This window comes from Duganella sp. Leaf126, from assembly GCF_001423125.1.
Classification (GTDB): Bacteria; Pseudomonadota; Gammaproteobacteria; order Burkholderiales; family Burkholderiaceae_D; genus Rugamonas.
Genome location: NZ_LMNW01000036.1, coordinates 76,117 through 93,344, shown reverse-complemented (window position 1 = coordinate 93,344; position 17,228 = coordinate 76,117). Strand labels below are relative to the sequence as shown.

At 64.1% G+C, this 17,228-nt stretch carries 12 protein-coding genes; 5 read left to right on the top strand and 7 right to left on the bottom strand.

Features of this window, described 5'->3' with window-relative positions:
• Window positions 1–106 precede the first annotated feature (106 nt).
• The 5 genes from ASF61_RS21815 to ASF61_RS21795 all read right to left on the bottom strand — a co-directional run bounded on the left by ASF61_RS21815 (window position 107) and on the right by ASF61_RS21795 (window position 10,827).
• Entirely contained in the window at window positions 107–4,855 is a 4,749-nt protein-coding gene (locus ASF61_RS21815; protein WP_056160874.1) for a glutamate synthase-related protein, read from the bottom strand.
• A 193-nt stretch (window positions 4,856–5,048) separates the two neighbouring features.
• Window positions 5,049–5,750, bottom strand: a complete 702-nt coding sequence (locus tag ASF61_RS21810; RefSeq protein WP_056160872.1) for a transposase — start codon at window positions 5,748–5,750, stop codon at window positions 5,049–5,051.
• A gap of 55 nt (window positions 5,751–5,805) precedes the next feature.
• Window positions 5,806–6,486: a response regulator transcription factor gene (locus ASF61_RS21805; RefSeq protein ID WP_056160870.1), complete on the bottom strand. Its 681-nt coding sequence runs from the start codon at window positions 6,484–6,486 to the stop codon at window positions 5,806–5,808.
• Window positions 6,487–6,538: 52 nt separating this feature from the next.
• Window positions 6,539–7,672 carry a PAS domain-containing sensor histidine kinase gene (locus tag ASF61_RS21800; RefSeq protein WP_056160869.1) on the bottom strand — a complete coding sequence of 378 codons (1,134 nt, stop codon included), beginning with the start codon at window positions 7,670–7,672 and terminating at the stop codon, window positions 6,539–6,541.
• A 2-nt stretch (window positions 7,673–7,674) separates the two neighbouring features.
• Entirely contained in the window at window positions 7,675–10,827 is a 3,153-nt protein-coding gene (locus ASF61_RS21795) for a DEAD/DEAH box helicase (protein WP_056160866.1), read from the bottom strand.
• Window positions 10,828–11,054: 227 nt separating this feature from the next.
• On the opposite strand from ASF61_RS21795, the gene ASF61_RS21790 reads away from it, so the two are divergent.
• From ASF61_RS21790 to ASF61_RS21780, 3 genes are all read left to right on the top strand, one after another.
• On the top strand, window positions 11,055–13,403 hold the full coding sequence (locus ASF61_RS21790; protein WP_056160865.1) for a Tex family protein: 2,349 nt from the start codon (window positions 11,055–11,057) through the stop codon (window positions 13,401–13,403).
• A gap of 72 nt (window positions 13,404–13,475) precedes the next feature.
• On the top strand, window positions 13,476–13,787 hold the full coding sequence (grxD, locus tag ASF61_RS21785; protein ID WP_056160863.1) for a Grx4 family monothiol glutaredoxin: 312 nt from the start codon (window positions 13,476–13,478) through the stop codon (window positions 13,785–13,787).
• Complete coding sequence (locus ASF61_RS21780) at window positions 13,780–14,370, top strand: UbiX family flavin prenyltransferase (protein ID WP_056160861.1); 591 nt, start codon at window positions 13,780–13,782, stop codon at window positions 14,368–14,370. Before grxD ends, ASF61_RS21780 begins: the two co-directional genes overlap by 8 nt.
• 34 nt (window positions 14,371–14,404) lie before the next feature.
• Here the strand turns inward: ASF61_RS21780 and ASF61_RS23535 are convergent, their stop codons facing one another.
• Both ASF61_RS23535 and ASF61_RS21775 read right to left on the bottom strand, forming a co-directional pair.
• Window positions 14,405–14,590, bottom strand: a complete 186-nt coding sequence (locus ASF61_RS23535; protein ID WP_156369688.1) for a hypothetical protein — start codon at window positions 14,588–14,590, stop codon at window positions 14,405–14,407.
• Window positions 14,591–14,857: 267 nt separating this feature from the next.
• Window positions 14,858–15,265, bottom strand: coding sequence for a hypothetical protein (locus ASF61_RS21775; RefSeq protein ID WP_056160859.1), 408 nt, complete (start codon window positions 15,263–15,265; stop codon window positions 14,858–14,860).
• 266 nt (window positions 15,266–15,531) lie between these two features.
• Between ASF61_RS21775 and ASF61_RS21770 the strand changes: the two genes are divergently transcribed.
• Window positions 15,532–15,927 (top strand): MerR family DNA-binding transcriptional regulator, encoded by a 396-nt coding sequence (locus ASF61_RS21770; protein WP_056160856.1) that lies wholly within the window; start codon window positions 15,532–15,534, stop codon window positions 15,925–15,927.
• A gap of 113 nt (window positions 15,928–16,040) precedes the next feature.
• The gene (locus ASF61_RS21765; RefSeq protein WP_056160854.1) at window positions 16,041–17,225 is read left to right on the top strand and encodes an isovaleryl-CoA dehydrogenase; all 1,185 of its coding nucleotides are present in this window, start codon (window positions 16,041–16,043) and stop codon (window positions 17,223–17,225) included.
• The last annotated feature ends 3 nt before the right edge of the window (window positions 17,226–17,228 follow it).

Below are 17,228 nucleotides of genomic sequence, written 5' to 3'. Positions count from 1 at the left end.
TCCTTTAGTTATTAGCTGAACCGAGGCTGTCCACAACCGTCGCTGCGGATCGCCGCGCCGTCACTGCCGCGCAGGCGGGCATGACGGACCTTGGGCTGCTGGATCGTTATGCCGCCACCGGCTGCACCACCGCCGCGTCGTTGGCCTTGTCTTCGGCCATCTCGGCCAGCACGCGCTTGTATTCGCTCGGGAAGACCTTGACGAACTTGCCGCGGCTGTCGGCCCAGTTGTCGAGCAACAGGCGCGCGCGGGTGCTGCCCGTGTGCTTGAAGTGGCGCTCGATCAGGCGTTTCAGGATGGCCTCGTCCGACTCGCGTCCGAGGTCCTTGTTCAGCACGTGGAAGGTGGCGCTGTCGGCGGCCTGGTCCTTGGTGCTCAGCACGCGCTCGAGCGTGACCATCGCCGTGTTGCAGCGCGAAGCGAAGTCGCCGTCCGGGTCGTACACGTAGGCGATACCGCCCGACATGCCTGCCGCGAAGTTGCGGCCGGTGGCGCCCAGCACCACCACGGTGCCGCCGGTCATGTATTCGCAACCGTGGTCGCCCGTGCCTTCGACGATTGCCGTGGCGCCCGAGTTGCGCACCGCGAAGCGCTCGCCGGCCACGCCGTTGAAGAACGCTTCGCCGCTGATGGCGCCGTACAGCACGGTATTCCCGACGATGATGTTGTTGACGGCCCAGCCGCGGAACTCGGTATTCGGCCGCACGATGATGCGACCGCCCGACAGGCCCTTGCCGACGTAGTCGTTGCCCTCGCCCACCAGGTCGATCGTGATGCCGTGCGCCAGGAAGGCGCAGGCCGACTGGCCGGCCGTGCCCTGCAGCTGGATATGGATGGTGTCGTCGGGCAGACCGGCGTGGCCGTAGCGCTGGGCCACTTCACCCGACAGCATGGTGCCGACCGTGCGGTTGACATTGCGCACCGGCGAGATGAACGACACGCGCTCACCCTTCTCCAGCGCGCCTTTCGCTTGCGCGATCAGCTTCAGGTCGAGCGCCTTGTCGAGGCCGTGGTCCTGGTCCATCGTGTGGTAGATGGCCTGGCCGCTCTGCACGTCGGGCTGGTGGAAGATGTTGGAGAAATCGAGGCCCTTGGCTTTCCAGTGCGAGATCGCTTTCGACTTGTCGAGCAGGTCGACCCGGCCGATCAGTTCGTCGTACGTGCGGATGCCGAGCTGCGCCATCAGCTGGCGCGCTTCTTCGGCCACGAAGAAGAAATAGTTGACCACGTACTCGGGCTTGCCCGAGAACTTGGCGCGCAGCACCGGGTCTTGCGTCGCCACGCCAACCGGGCAGGTGTTCAGGTGGCACTTGCGCATCATGATGCAGCCCTCGACCACCAGCGGCGCCGTGGCAAAGCCGATCTCGTCGGCGCCCAGCATGGCGGCGATCACCACGTCGCGGCCGGTGCGCATCTGGCCGTCGGCCTGGACGCGGATGCGCGAGCGCAGGCCGTTGAGCACCAGCGTCTGCTGGGTTTCGGCCAGGCCCAGTTCCCACGGCGTGCCGGCGTGCTTGACCGACGACAGCGGCGAGGCGCCGGTGCCGCCGTCATGGCCGGCCACCACCACGTGGTCGGCCTTGGCCTTGGTGACGCCGGCAGCGACGGTGCCGATACCGACTTCCGACACCAGCTTGACCGAGATCGAGGCGCGCGGGTTGGCGTTTTTCAGGTCGTGGATCAGCTGCGCCAGGTCTTCGATCGAATAGATGTCGTGGTGCGGCGGCGGCGAAATCAGGCCCACGCCCGGCACCGAGAAGCGCAGCGTGGCGATGTATTCCGACACCTTATGGCCGGGCAGCTGGCCGCCTTCGCCCGGCTTGGCGCCCTGCGCCATCTTGATCTGGATCTGGTCGGCCGAATTCAGGTAGGCGGCCGTGACGCCGAAGCGGCCCGAGGCCACCTGCTTGATGCGCGAGCGCAGCGAGTCGCCTTCCTGCAACGCGATATCGACCACCATCTGTTCCTGGCCCATGACCGAGGCCATGGTCTCGCCCTGCTTGATCTTGATGCCCTTGAATTCCTGCACGTAGCGCGACGGATCCTCGCCGCCTTCGCCCGTGTTCGATTTGCCGCCGATGCGGTTCATGGCCACGGCCAGCGTGGCGTGCGCTTCGGTCGAGATCGACCCCATCGACATGGCGCCGGTGGCAAAGCGCTTGACGATTTCCTTGGCCGGCTCTACTTCCTCGAGCGCGATCGCCTTGCTCGGGTCGATCTTGAATTCGAACATGCCGCGCAGCGTCAGGTGACGGCGGCTCTGGTCGTTGATGATCTGCGCATATTCCTTGTAGCTGGAAAAATTGTTGGCGCGCGTCGAGTGCTGCAGCTTGGCGATCGCGTCCGGCGTCCACAGGTGGTCTTCGCCGCGCACGCGGAACGCGTATTCGCCGCCGGCGTCGAGGTTGTTGGCCAGGACCGGATCGCTGCCGAAGGCGGCCGCGTGCAGGCGCAGCGCTTCCTCGGCCACCTCGAACACGCCGATCCCCTCGACCTTCGACGAAGTGCCCTTGAAGTACTTGTCCACCAGCGACTTGTTCAGGCCGACCGCTTCGAAGATCTGGGCGCCGCAGTACGACATATAGGTCGAGATGCCCATCTTCGACATCACCTTCATCAAGCCCTTGCCGACCGCCTTGGTGAAGTTGTAGATCGCTTTTTCGCCCGACAAATCGCCCGGCATGCCGTGCGCCAGGTCGATCAGGGTTTCCATCGCCAGGTACGGGTGGATCGCTTCGGCGCCGTAGCCGGCCAGCAGCGCGAAGTGGTGGGTCTCGCGGGCCGAGCCGGTTTCCACCACCAGGCCGGTGGAGGCGCGCAAGCCCTTGCTCACCAGGTGCTGGTGGATGGTGGACGTGGCCAGCAGCGCCGGAATGGCCACGCGGTCGGGGCCGATGCTGCGGTCGGAGACGACCAGGATGTTGTGGCCCGATTTGACGGCGTCCACCGCTTCCGCGCACAGCGAGGCCAGGCAGGCTTCCACGCCTTCCTTGCCCCAGGCCAGCGGGTAGCAGATGCCGAGCTCGTACGACTTGAACTTGCCGCCCGTGTGCAGGCTGATATTGCGCAGGCGCTCCATGTCGTCGAAGCCGAGGATCGGCTGCGACACCTCGAGGCGCATCGGCGGGTTGACGTTGTTGGTGTCGAGCAGGTTCGGCTTGGGGCCGATGAACGACACCAGCGACATCACCATCGCTTCGCGGATCGGGTCGATCGGCGGATTGGTCACCTGCGCGAACAGCTGCTTGAAGTAGTTATACAGCGGCTTGAGCTTGTTGGACATCACGGCCAGCGGCGAATCGTTGCCCATCGAGCCGGTCGCTTCTTCGCCTGCCGCAGCCATCGGCGCCATCAGGAATTTCAGGTCTTCCTGGGTGTAGCCGAATGCCTGCTGGCGGTCGAGCAGCGACGGCACGGCTTTTTCGCCCTGGGCCGGGGCGGCGGTCACGGTGGTGCCGGCGCCGTACTTGGCGCGGTTGTGCGCCAGCTGGCTCTCGCTGAGCTTGATCTCGTTGAGCTTGATGCGCACGGCGTTGATCCACGCCTTGTACGGCTTGGCGTTGGCGTAGGTGTCCTTGAGCTCCTTGTCGTCGATGATGCGGCCCGCTTCGAGGTCGATCAGGAACATCTTGCCCGGCTGCAGGCGCCATTTCTGGATGATCTTCGATTCCGGGATCGGCAGCACGCCCGATTCCGACGCCATCACCACCAGGTCGTCGTCGGTGACGATGTAGCGCGCCGGCCGCAGGCCGTTGCGGTCGAGCGTGCCGCCGATGTAGCGGCCGTCGGTGAAGGCCATGGCTGCCGGGCCGTCCCACGGCTCCATCATGGCGGCGTGATATTCGTAGAACGCGCGGCGATTGTCGTCCATCGTGCCATGATTTTCCCACGCCTCCGGGATCATCATCATCATTGCCTGGGCCAGCGGGTAGCCGGCCATCAGCAGCAGTTCGAGCGCATTGTCGAAGCAGGCGGTGTCGGACTGGCCTTCGTAAATCAAGGGGAACAGCTTTTTCAGATCATCGCCGAGCACGGCCGACTTCATCACGCCTTCGCGCGCGCGCATCCAGTTGAAGTTGCCCTTGACGGTGTTGATCTCGCCGTTGTGGGCGATCAGGCGGTACGGGTGGGCCAGCGGCCACTCGGGGAAGGTATTGGTGGAGAAGCGCTGGTGCACCAGCGCCAGCGCCGACACGCAGCGCGCATCCTGCAAGTCCTTGTAGTAGACGCCGACCTGGTCGGCCAGCAACAGGCCCTTGTAGACGATGGTGCGGGCCGACATCGAGGTAACAAAGAATTCCTTGCCGTGGATCAGGTTCAGCGCCTGGATCGCGTGGCCCGACGACTTGCGGATCACATACAGTTTGCGCTCGAGCGCGTCGGTGACCATGATGTCGGCGCCACGGCCGATGAAGATCTGGCGGATCACCGGTTCCTTGTCGCGCACGGTGGGCGACATCGGCATGTCGATATCGACCGGCACGTTGCGCCAGCCCAGCAGCACCTGGCCCTCGGCGCGCACGGCGCGCTCGATTTCCTGCTCGCAGGCGATGCGCGAGGCGTTTTCCTTGGGCAGGAACACCATGCCGACGCCGTACTCGCCCGGTGGCGGCAATTCCACGCCCTGCTTGGCCATCTCGTCGCGGTAGTACTGGTCCGGGATCTGGATCAGGATGCCGGCGCCGTCGCCCATCAGCGGGTCGGCCCCGACCGCGCCGCGGTGGTCGATGTTTTTCAGAATCATCAAGCCCTGCTCGACGATGGCGTGGCTCTTGTTACCCTTGATGTGGGCGACGAAGCCGACGCCGCAGGCGTCATGTTCATTGGACGGATCGTACAGACCTTGGGCTTGCATGAGAACTCTCCACTGGCAGATTTGGCGATGAGCATCGAGAGTAGAACAATCCCATACAAAAAACAATGACAATAATTAGGGTCGGAGTCGAATTAAATTATTAAATATTCTTAAAATTTTAAATTGGGGACAGAGTAGATGGCGTCCGAAAAAAACCGCAGCGACTGAATTTACTGCGGCGCTGCGGCGGTTTTTATGCGTTTTCTTGCTTGATCTTGGCTGGGCGCCCGCGCTTGGCAGGCAGTACGCGCCGCTTGACCTGATTCTGTAGCGCGGCCTTGAACTGGTCCGAGCCTAGCGGCCAGCCCTTGAGCAGGGCGTTGCCGATGCGGGCCAGGTCCTCGTTGCCCAGCACGGTATCGAACAGCGCCACGTAAGCAGCCTCGCGGTCGAATGGCGTATTGCCCAGCGCCCAGAACTTCGGATGGTCGACGATCAGCCCGTCCGGGCGGATGCCGGCGTGGTGACAGTAGCTGGACCAGCGGTAATCTTGCGGACGGGCGACCAGGCTGCTGCGCACCGGGTTCGATTCGATGTAACGGCTGCACAACATGAAATAGGCGTCGGCGTCAACCAGCGAGGTTTTGTAGCGGCCGTTCCACAAGGTGCCGCTGCGGCCGTATTTCTGGTTAAAGTAAGGCACGTAATAGCGGCCGACCCACTGCATCATCTGGCCCAGGCCGTCTTCGTCGGCAGGCGTGACCAGCAGGTGCAGGTGGTTGGGCATCAGCACATAGGCGTGGATCTGCACCTTGTAGGTCTTGGCCGCGGCGCGCAGCCAGCCGAGAAAGGCCAGATAATCGTCGTCGTCGTGGAACACCGCCTGCCCGTTATTGCCGGTCTGGATCACGTGATGGGGCTGGTGGGGAACGATGAGACGGGGCAGGCGGGCCATAATCGATGCAGGGTAATGCGCCCCGCCACGCCGGGCATGGCGCCGGGCGCGACAATCAGGACAGGTTGAAGCTGGCCGACAGGCTGTAGCCTTCGCCATAGGCGCTGCGCAGCGGCAGATCCTGGCCGAGACCGGTGCGGGCCTTCTTGCGCAGGCGGTACACCAGCATGTCCACCCGGCGTCCGGCATCGGGATCGTCGCCGCCGATGCCGGCCACGATCACCTGGCGCGGCACGGGGCGGGTGTTAATCGTCAGCAGGTGCAGGAAATTGCATTCCTTTTCCGTCAGCGTGATGGCCGTGCCCTGCAGTTCCAGCTGGCGGGCGCTGACGCGCAAGGTCCACTTGCTTGGCGCCGGCGCCGTTTCCTGCGGTCCTACGCGGCGGTCCAGCGCCTCGATGTGGGCGGCCAGTTCCGGGAACTTGATCGGCTTGGTCAGATAATGGTCGGCGCCCAGGCGCAGACCGAGGATGCGGTTGTCGAAGGCCACGCGGCCAGTCAGCACCAGCAAGCCGATCTGCGGGTACAGCTGGCGCATGCGCGGGATGACGTTGAAACCGTCTTCGTCGGGCAGACCGAGGTCCAGGACCACCACGCCCACGTTGCCATGGCTTAGCGCGGTCCACATATCGCTGGCGTTATTCGTGATGTGCACTTCGTGCTGAAGTTCAGTCAAGAAATCCGCCATTTCCTCGGCGTAGTCCAGATTGTCTTCCACGATCAGTATTTGCGTCATTGATGCGCCATTCGATGTTTTACGGACAAACTGCCCAGTGTGCTGCGTTGTTTCAGCCTGTATCTGAGGAATTATCACTGTTGCTACCCACTCGCGCAAGGCTTTTCCCGGGCTTGGCGGCTGCCGGCAACCAAATCCGGAATTCCGCGCCGCTTTCAGAAACATTTCGCACACTGACGGTACCGCCATGGACATCGGCAATCGAACGCGCCATGTACAGGCCCAGACCGGAGCCGGCCACGCCGGCGGCATTGGCGCCGCGCGTGCCGCGCCCGAAGATCGTGTCCAGTTCGGCCTCGGGCACCCCGGCGCCCTGGTCGCCCACCAGGAATTCGACGCCGCCCTCGGGCGCCATCCTGCCGCTCAAGGCCAAGGGCGTATCGGCCGGCGTGTACTTGATGGCGTTATCGATCAGGATGTCCAGGCACAGGCGGATCCCGGCCGGGTCGCAGCGCATCCATTGCGGCAGCGCCCCGATATGCAGGTCCACCCGGGCGCGGCGGGCGCGCGCGGCGTCGGCAACCGACTCGAGCAGGTTGGCCGGAGAAATCTCGTCCGGTTGGCGGGCGCGGCCAATGCTGGCCATGCGCTCGGGCGACAGGTACTCGTCGAGCATGGCCAGCATGCGATCGACCGCGGTCTGGATCTTGCGGTAGCGCTTGCGCGTGCCTTCGTCGTGGTGGGTGCCGGTCATTTCCAGCCGCTGCACGGCGCCGTCGATGGTGGACAGCGGCGTGCGGAATTCGTGCGAGAGCATCGACGCGAACTTTTTCTGCTGGTCGGCCAGTGCGCGCCGCTCGCGCAGGTCGCGCACCACGCCCAGCACCGAGACCGGCACGCCGTCGGCATCGAGCATCAGCGTCGATTCGATGGCCACCGGTACCGGGTGGCCGTCCGCGTGGGGCAGCTCGATTTCGCGCAGCACGCGACGGCGGCTGAGGTCGCCAGACTCGTAGCGTTCGAGCCGGGGCGCCAGTTCCTGCGCCAGGTCCCAGGCCAGCGGCCGCGCCGTCTCCAGCGTATAGCCGAACTGGCTCAGGGCGGCCTGGCTCAGCCAGGTGAGTTCGCCGCTGGCGCAATCGATCATCCAGCTCACTTCGCCGCTGTGGTCGAGCAGCTGGCGATAGCGCGCCGCCTCCTGTTGCGACGCGCGCAGTGCTTGTTCCAGCTGAGCGACGGTGGCCATGCTTACTCGACCAGCGGCGCGAAGATCTGTTGCAGGTCTTCTTGCGTGAGTGCCATTTTTTGCGACTCCCCTTCTGCCAGGATCGATTGCGCCAGGTCCGATTTCTTCTGTTGCAGGATCTGGATCTTTTCCTCGAGCGTGCCCTTGGCGATCAGTTTATACACGAATACCGGCTTGTCCTGGCCGATGCGCCAGGCACGGTCGGTGGCCTGGTTTTCCGCGGCCGGGTTCCACCACGGATCGTAGTGGATCACGGTGTCGGCTGCCGTCAGGTTCAGTCCGACGCCGCCAGCCTTCAGGCTGATCAGGAAAATCGGCACGGCGCCCTGCTGGAACGCCGCCACCTGCGCGCTGCGGTCCTTGGTGTCGCCGGTGAGCAAGGCGTACGGGATGTCGCGCGCCTCGAGTTCCTGCTCGATCAGTTCCAGCATGCTGGTAAATTGCGAGAAGACCAGGATCTTGCGCTTTTCTTCGAGCAGATCCTCGACCATCTGCATCAGGTCGGTGAGCTTGGCCGAGCCGGCCGCCTGCTTCTTCGACGACAGCGACTTCACCAGGCGCGGATCGCAGCAGACCTGGCGCAGCTTGAGCAGCGCTTCGAGGATCACGATCTGGCTGCGCGCCACGCCCTTGCGGTCGATTTCGTCGCGTACTTTCTGGTCCATCGCCAGGCGCACGGTTTCGTACAGGTCGCGCTGGGCGCCGGTCAGTTCCACGCGGCGCACCATCTCGGTTTTCGGCGGCAGTTCCTTGGCCACGTTGTCCTTGGTCCGGCGCAGCAGGAAGGGCTTGATGCGGCGGTTCAGCAGCGAGCGGCGCAGCGGATCGTCCTGGCGCTCGATCGGATGGCGGAACACGGTATTGAAGCCCTTCTCGTCGCCGAGCAGGCCCGGCAGCAGGAAGTGGAATTGCGACCACAGTTCGCCCAGGTGGTTTTCCAGCGGCGTGCCGGACAGGCACAGGCGGTGGCGCGCGCGCAGCAGGCCGGCACTCTGGGCGGCCTTGCTGCGGGTATTCTTGATGTAGTGCGATTCGTCCAGGATGACCAGGTGGAAATCATGCTCGCGCAGCTTTTCCTCGTCGCGCGGCAGCAGCGCGTAGGTGGTCAGCACCAGGTCGGCCCCCTCGATCTGGTCGAATTGCGCCATCCGGTCCTTGCCCTGCAACAGCAGCACTTTCAGGTCGGGCGCGAAGCGGGCCGCCTCTTCCTGCCAGTTGCCCATCAGGCTGGTCGGGGCGATCACCAGCGCCGGCGCGGTCAGGCGCCCTGCTTCCTTTTCCACCAGGATGTGGGCCAGCGTCTGCACGGTTTTGCCGAGGCCCATGTCGTCGGCCAGGATGCCGCCGAAATTGTATTCGCGCAGGAACTGCATCCACGACAGGCCGTCGGTCTGGTAGTCGCGCAGCGTGGCGCGCAGGCCGGCCGGGGTGGCGATGCGCTTGACGGCGCCGAACTGGTTCAGGCGCGCGCCCATCTCGCGCAACGCGTCGCCGCCGGTCCACGCCATCTCGACGTTGCGGGCCAGCTCATCGAGCCGTGCCGCATCGAGCGTGGCCATGCGCAGCGAGGTCTTGATCTTGTCGTTGAAATACAACTCGCCGAGCGTGCCCAGGATGGGCTTGATGCGCGCCCACGGCAGCGCCACCCGGGCGCCGTCCGGCAGCGTGGCCAGCATCTGGTCGTCGTCGCCGTGGTGGGCGATGGCCTTGGGCGTAAAATCGTTCGGTGCGCTGCGGATCAGCTGCACCAGCACCGGCAGCAGCGGCACCCGTTCCTGGTCCACCAGGATGCCCAGTTCGAGGTTGAACCAGGTCCGGCCGCCATCGGCCTCGTCGGGCGTGACGTCGGCGTACCAGTCGCCGACGTCGCGCAGGTCGTAGCGGTACTTGGCAGTCTTTTCCAGCTTCCAGCCCGCTGCGTTCAGTTCGGCCAGGCCGTCGCGCGCAAAGCGTATCCACTCGGCCTGGTCGGGCAACAGCAAACCACCCTTGAGGCTGCTGAGCGGCAGCGTGGTGGGCGCGGTAAACGCGCGGTCGGTCAGCATGGCCAGCGCCGCCGCTTCGGCCGCCTGGTCGCGCTCGATGATCTCGGTGACGTCACCCTTCTGGCGCACCACGCGCTGCGACGGGTCGAACGACACGCGCTCGCCGTCGTAGTCGAACGAGAGCACGGCAAAATCGTGCCAGCGCTGCAGCGAACCGTCGGCCAGCATGGCAGCGTCGAGCGTGAGCACAGGACGCGGCTTGACGTCGTCGCGCAGGCGCTGCGGCAGCGGCTGCGGCAGCGGCATCAGCTGCTGCAGGCCGTGGGCCAGCAGCAGTTGCGAGACGCGCATTTTTTCATGGTTGGTCAGCAGCGGCGCCTGCGCCACCAGCGCCTGCAGGTCGGCCAGCGGAATCTCGGTGCCGCCCTGGTTCAGCTGCAGCACGCCGCAGGACAGGTTGTCGATATACCACGGCGGATCGGTGGGCAGCATGTAATCGACCTGGTCGGCGCCGGCCTGGCCCGCATGGCGGGCGCCCGGCGCCGGCTGCACGGCCCAGCCCAGGCGCAATCCCTTGCCCTCTTCGCGCCACGCCAGGTTGGCTTCGCGCAGCACGCCGCCCTTCAATGGATAGACCAGGCCGTTGCCGACGTCGGCCCAGGAATTGGCCCACAACAGCTTGTCCTGCTCGGCCAGCATCTGCAGCAGCGCCGCGCCGATCTTGCCGCGCGGCTCGGTGGCCGAGCCGGTCTGCGAATTCTGGCCGCTGCGCATCGCCACGAAAAAGCGCACCAGGTCTTCGTCGCCGGGCACCAGGAAATTGGGCGGCGCCGACAGCAGCGAAAAGATTTCGCTGACCGGCGTGGCGGCCGCCACGTCGCCGTTCGAGCGCAAGCGCGCCTTGTACAGGCACAGCGCCACGTGACGGCCGCCGCTGGTGGGCGCGAGCACATAGATCAGGCGGTACTGGGTCTGCTTGGGGTCGGCATCGACCGGCGGCGGCGTGAGCTTGGCCTTCGGATGCGCTGCCGCGTCCACCCGCTGCAACCACGTGGCGACAGCGTACGAGAGTTGATTCGCTGGCGGCGTCAAACGTGCAGGGACGGCCGGCGCTGCCGGCGCGGCAGGAGCAGCTTTTACTTCGGAAGCGTCGTCGCGGGTAAAATCCATGGGTCGCATTGTTGTTCTAGGATGGTTCAAATACGGCAACAGGCGATATTATCAGCCATACACGGGTTCGTGTTTGCGGATTCTATCGAAAACCCGCTGTTCCATTGGTGTTTCGGCACGCTTAGCGGCGCAGGTGGTCCGGTTGCGCCACTGATTTGCGCTGTCAAGACTGGCAGATTGGCCCAGATTGCGTATGATTCCGGGCTTCACTGCTCAGGATGCCCCACATGTTGCCTTCGATCGAACAACGCCTCGCCCTGGAACTTGCCGCCAAACCGGCCCAGGTGTCCGCCGCCATCGCCCTGCTCGACGAGGGCGCCACCGTGCCCTTCATCGCGCGCTACCGCAAGGAAGCGACCGGTGGCCTCGACGACGTTCAGCTGCGTCTGCTGGAAGAGCGGCTGCGCTACCTGCGCGAACTGGAAGACCGCCGCGCTGCCATCGTGGCGTCGATCACCGAGCAGAACAAGATGACGCCGGACCTGCTCGATGCGGTCATGCACGCCGCGGACAAGACCCGCCTCGAAGACTTGTACCTGCCGTATAAACAGAAGCGCCGCACCAAGGCCCAGATTGCCATCGAAGCAGGCCTGGCGCCGCTGGCCGACGGCCTGCTGGCCGATCCCACGCGCAATCCGGACACCGAGGCGGCCAACTACCTGCGCGAACCGTTTACGACGACCGACGGCAACAATCCGGGCGTGGCCGATACCAAGGCTGCGCTCGACGGCGCGCGGCAGATCCTGATGGAGCGCTTTGCCGAAGACGCCACCCTGCTGCAATCGCTGCGCGAATACGTACAGGAGCATGGCATTGTCCAGTCGAAGGTTATTGAAGGAAAACAAGAAGAAGGCGAAAAATTCGCCGATTACTTTGATTATTCGGAACCCCTGGCCAGCGTGCCGTCGCACCGCGCGCTGGCGCTGATGCGCGGCCGCCGCGAGGGCATACTCGATGTCGCGCTGCGCCTCGACAGCGAACCGGAAAAACCGAAGTGGGACGCACCGCACAACCCGTGCGAGAGCCGCATCGCCGCCCGCTTCGGCATCAAGCCGCAGGGCCGCCCGGCCGACAAGTGGCTGGCCGACACCGCGCGCTGGACCTGGCGCGTAAAAAGCTTCATGCACCTCGACACCGAGCTGATGGGCGCACTGCGCGAAAAATCCGAGCTCGAGGCGATCAATGTCTTCGCGACCAACCTGAAAGCCCTGCTGCTGGCCGCGCCTGCCGGCCAGCGCGCCACCATCGGCCTCGATCCGGGCCTGCGCACGGGCGTCAAGGTGGCGGTGGTGGACGCCACCGGCAAGGTGGTCGATACCGCCGTCATCTATCCGCACCAGCCGAAAAACGACTGGGACGGCGCACTCCATACGCTGGCCAAGCTGGCCGCCAAGCATCACGTGTCGCTGATTGCGATCGGCAATGGCACCGCCTCGCGCGAGACCGACAAGCTGGCGCAGGACCTGATCAAGCGCCACCCCGAGCACAAGATGAGCAAGATCGTCGTCTCCGAAGCCGGCGCGTCGGTGTACTCGGCCTCGGAATTCGCTTCGCGCGAATTGCCGGACATGGATGTGTCGCTGCGCGGCGCGGTCTCGATCGCGCGCCGCCTGCAGGACCCGCTGGCGGAACTGGTGAAAATCGATCCGAAGTCGATCGGCGTGGGCCAGTACCAGCACGACGTGTCGCAGACGCAACTGGCGCGCACGCTCGACGCCGTGGTCGAGGATTGCGTCAATGCGGTCGGCGTCGATGTGAATACGGCGTCGGCGCCGCTGCTGGCGCGGGTGTCGGGCCTGTCGGCGTCGGTGGCGCAGGCGATCGTCACCTACCGCGATGCGAAAGGCGCGTTCACCTCGCGCAGCGCCCTGAAATCGGTGCCGCGCCTGGGCGACAAGACCTTCGAGCTGGCCGCTGGCTTCCTGCGCGTGACCGGCGGCGACAATCCGCTCGATGCGTCGGCCGTGCACCCGGAATCGTATCCGCTGGTGGAAAAAATCCTGGCCGACATCAAGAAGGATATCAAGGGCGTGATCGGCGAAGCGGCGCTGATCAAGTCGCTCAATCCGGCCAAGTATGCGGACGACAAGTTCGGCGTACCGACCGTCACCGATATTTTGAAAGAACTGGAAAAACCGGGCCGCGATCCACGCCCGGAATTTACCACCGCCACCTTCAAGGAAGGCGTCGAAGAGCTGCGCGACCTGCGCCCGGACATGATCCTCGAGGGCGTGGTGACCAATGTGGCCGCGTTTGGCGCGTTTGTCGACATCGGCGTGCACCAGGACGGCCTGGTCCATATCTCGGCGCTGTCGAACAGCTTCGTCAAGGATCCGCACACGGTGGTCAAGGCCGGCCAGGTGGTCAAGGTAAAAGTGCTCGAAGTCGATGAAAAGCGCAAGCGCATCGCCCTCACCATGCGCCTGACCGACAGCGCGCCGCAGCCGGGCAGCCAGCCCCAGCAACGCGCCGACCGCCACGACCGCAAGAGCATGGGCCAGCACCAGAAACAGGCTGCCCGCGAACAACCGGCCAGCGGCACCATGGCCGCCGCGTTCGCCAAACTGCGCGGCTAAACCGGCAGCGATACGCGGCAGGCGCATTTCTTATAAAATGTCGACATCTATTATTTCATTACCGAGGCAGCCATGAGCGACGTACAAACCTGGATCAAAGAGACCGTGACCAACACCCCGGTGGTGCTGTTCATGAAGGGCACGGCCCAGTTCCCGCAGTGCGGCTTTTCCGGCCGCGCCATCCAGATCCTGAAATCTTGTGGCGTTGAAAACATTGCCACGGTCAATGTGCTGGAAGATCCGGAAGTGCGCCAAGGCATCAAGGACTATTCGAACTGGCCGACCATTCCCCAGCTCTACGTCAAGGGCGAATTCATCGGCGGTTCGGACATCATGAACGAAATGTTCGAGTCGGGCGAGCTGAAAGCGCTGCTCAATGGCTGATCGCCCGCTGCGGCTGATCGTTGCCATCACCGGCGCCACCGGCGCCGTGTATGGCGTGCGCTTGCTGCAGCACTTGCAACACACGCCGGGCGTCGAAACCCATTTGCTGGTGTCCGACGCTGCCGTGCTGACGCTGCACCAGGAAACCGGCCTGCAGCGCCGCGAGGTGGAAGCGTTTGCCCAGGTCGTGCACAAGGTGCGCGATATCGGCGCGTCGATCGCCAGCGGTTCGTTCCCGTCGGACGGCATGGTGGTGGCGCCGTGCTCGATGAAAACGCTGGCGGCCGTGGCGCACGGCCTGTCGGACAACCTGATCACGCGGGCGGCCGACGTGGTGCTCAAGGAGCGCCGGCGGCTGGTGCTGATGGTGCGTGAAACCCCGTTCAACCTGGCGCACTTGCGCAATATGACGGCCGTGACGGAAATGGGCGGCATCATCTACCCGCCCCTGCCCGGCTTTTATCACCAGCCGCAATCGATCGAAGAAATGGTGGACCACACGGTGGGCCGCGTGATCGATCTGTTCGGCATCGACCAGGCGCTCACGCCGCGCTGGAGCGGCATGCAGTCTTCCGGCGACTGAGGCCTGTCCGCCGCCGCGACGTCCGTCGTGCGCCTCAGCGCGTACCGAACTGCAGACCGTCTTCCGCTTTCTTCAATTCCCTGGCTTCTTCCACCATGCGACGGTGGGCGATGCGTTTGCGCATGACCTCGGCGTGCTGGGCGGCCGTCATCGGCGGGGCCGTCATCAATTCCTTCAGCTGCGCGACGTTGCTGTAGTTGCTCTTCATATGGCTGCTCAAGGCTGGACTCCAGTTAATCACTACGACTGCAACCGTTCCGGTGGGGCTGGAGGCGGCAGCAAGTCAGCGATGCTGACGCCCTATTGTGCCTGAAATCCATTTAAGGACCGTGACAATTCGCAAACGTACTTCAAATAAAAAAGTAGCGTTGATCAACAGCAGCATGAAACCAGTTTTCCGAACAAAAAGCGGAAAAGTCATGAAACAAGATTCACACGGCAACAGTAAAACCGGCCTTTTCCGGTACCGTTACAACGTGTGACTTTATTACTTTTGGTAGTTGACCCTGACCAGCATGCGAATAAATTCGCGGGCGATCTGCTTGTGATGTTCGTCAAGACGCTGCAAATCGGCAATTAACTTGACGTCCGCCGATTCGAAACGCGCCACGCCGTTGGCGCTCTCGCCTTCGGTCGCGCAATGCTCGGCGCCACCGAAGCGCAGCCATTCTGCAGGCACGCCGAGCCACTGCGCGATCATGCGCAGCTTCTCCTGGGTCGGAATCGCCTCGCCCACCAGCCATTTACGGGCTGCGTGGACGGTGATCGGTCGGCCGTCGAAGCGGATATTGAACTCGCGTGCCAGCCGGGTGGGGCTGTCGGGAGAGTAGTGGGCATTCTTCAGCGCTTGCTGAAGGCGCTGGCTAAAGCTTTCGCGTTCATTTGAGGAATTCATCGTTGCACTATTTCATGTTGCGTCATGAAAGTCAGTCTCTTGAAGCTGAGCTCGGTTTGTAACGTGCCGCCTCGGCAAATTAACATTTGCATGCCTCCCAAAAGTCAGAGATGGCTCCGGGTTGGGCAAATTTTATTTTGTTTTTTGCTCCTGTGGAACACTAAACCGGGGGCGCAGAGAAAGCAAGAAATCTCGCAAGCGCCGGTAGCCGCGCTACAATGATCACTGACGTTAACGTCAGCGGAAATCCATCTATTATTTTGCCGATGTCCACCTATACCATTACCGAACTGGCCCGTGAATTCGACATCACGGCGCGCGCCATCCGTTTCTACGAAGACCAGGGACTGCTCAGTCCGTCCCGCGAAGGTACGGGCGGACGCAACCGGGTCTACACGCCGCGCGACCGCACCCGCCTCAAGCTCACCCTGCGCGGCAAGCGGCTGGGGCTGCCCCTGTCGGAAATCCGCGACCTGGTGGACATGTACGAGACGCCGAAAGACACCACGGTGCAGATGACCCATTTCCTCGGCGTACTGGCGCGCCACCGCGAAAATCTGGAACAACAGCGCGAAGACATCGACATGACGCTGGCCGAGATCACCGCCCACGAAGAGGAATGCAAACGGCTGATGGCCGCCGCCGCCCACAAGCCGGACTGAACAAGGCTGCCGGCACGGTTGACGTTTACGTTAACGTCACTCCAGGGTATCATCGGACATTCCAGGGAACGCCGATTTCCCGATCCCGCCCATGACAAGAATGAGGAAGAGACATGCTCGATCTGCCCGGACTGACTTTTGACCACGGCGAGGACATCGCCGCCCTGCGCGCAGCGGTGCAGCAGTTTGCCGCTGCCGAAATCGCGCCGCGCGCGGCCGAGATCGACCGCAGCGACCAGTTCCCGATGGACCTGTGGCGCAAGCTCGGCGACCTGGGCGTGCTGGGCGTGACCGTCGGCGAGGAATACGGCGGCGCCAACATGGGTTACCTGGCCCACATCGTGGCGATGGAAGAAATCTCGCGTGCCTCGGCCTCGGTCGGCCTGTCGTACGGCGCCCATTCGAACCTGTGCGTCAACCAGATCAAGCGCAACGGCAGCGAGGAGCAAAAGCAGCGTTACCTGCCCAGGCTGGTGTCGGGCGAACATATCGGCGCGCTGGCCATGTCCGAGCCGAACGCCGGTTCCGACGTGGTCAGCATGAAGCTGCGTGCCGACCTCAAGGGTGACCGCTGGGTATTGAACGGCACCAAGATGTGGATCACCAACGGTCCCGACGCCGACGTGCTGGTGGTGTATGCCAAGACCGACCTGGCGGCCGGTGCGCGCGGCATGACCGCGTTCCTGATCGAAAAGCACTTCAAGGGTTTCTCGGTCGCGCAAAAGCTCGACAAGCTCGGCATGCGCGGCTCGCACACGGGCGAGCTGGTGTTCGAAGACTGCGAAGTCCCGCTCGAGAACGTGCTGGGCGGCGTCGGCAAGGGCGTCAACGTGCTGATGTCCGGCCTCGACTTCGAGCGCACCGTGCTCTCCGGCGGGCCGCTCGGCATCATGCAGGCCTGCATGGACGCGGTCGTGCCCTACGTCCACGAGCGCAGCCAGTTCGGCCAGGCCATCGGCGAATTCCAGCTGATGCAGGGCAAGCTGGCCGACATGTATTCGACCATGATGGCCTGCCGCGCCTACGTGTACGCGGTCGGCCAGGCCTGCGACCGCGCGGTCACGCCCGAAGCCGTGCGCAACCTGCGCAAGGATGCGGCCGGCGCCATTCTCTACAGTGCCGAAAAAGCCACCTGGATGGCCGGCGAAGCGATCCAGGCGCTGGGCGGCAACGGTTATATTAACGAATACCCGGTCGGACGCCTGTGGCGCGACGCCAAGCTGTACGAAATCGGCGCCGGCACCAGCGAAATCCGGCGCATGCTGATCGGCCGCGAACTGTTCGCGGAAACCCGCTAGGGA

Bases quoted from the DNA above. Each gene is read 5' to 3' on its own strand.
- ASF61_RS21765 (WP_056160854.1), top strand. From the start codon at position 16,041: ATGCTCGATCTGCCCGGACTGACTTTTGACCACGGCGAGGACATCGCC.
- ASF61_RS21815 (WP_056160874.1), bottom strand. From the start codon at position 4,855: ATGCAAGCCCAAGGTCTGTACGATCCGTCCAATGAACATGACGCCTGC.
- ASF61_RS21770 (WP_056160856.1), top strand. From the start codon at position 15,532: ATGTCCACCTATACCATTACCGAACTGGCCCGTGAATTCGACATCACG.
- ASF61_RS21795 (WP_056160866.1), bottom strand. From the start codon at position 10,827: ATGGATTTTACCCGCGACGACGCTTCCGAAGTAAAAGCTGCTCCTGCC.
- ASF61_RS21805 (WP_056160870.1), bottom strand. From the start codon at position 6,486: ATGACGCAAATACTGATCGTGGAAGACAATCTGGACTACGCCGAGGAA.
- ASF61_RS21780 (WP_056160861.1), top strand. From the start codon at position 13,780: ATGGCTGATCGCCCGCTGCGGCTGATCGTTGCCATCACCGGCGCCACC.
- ASF61_RS21790 (WP_056160865.1), top strand. From the start codon at position 11,055: ATGTTGCCTTCGATCGAACAACGCCTCGCCCTGGAACTTGCCGCCAAA.
- ASF61_RS21775 (WP_056160859.1), bottom strand. From the start codon at position 15,265: ATGAATTCCTCAAATGAACGCGAAAGCTTTAGCCAGCGCCTTCAGCAA.
- ASF61_RS21800 (WP_056160869.1), bottom strand. From the start codon at position 7,672: ATGGCCACCGTCGCTCAGCTGGAACAAGCACTGCGCGCGTCGCAACAG.
- ASF61_RS21810 (WP_056160872.1), bottom strand. From the start codon at position 5,750: ATGGCCCGCCTGCCCCGTCTCATCGTTCCCCACCAGCCCCATCACGTG.
- grxD (WP_056160863.1), top strand. From the start codon at position 13,476: ATGAGCGACGTACAAACCTGGATCAAAGAGACCGTGACCAACACCCCG.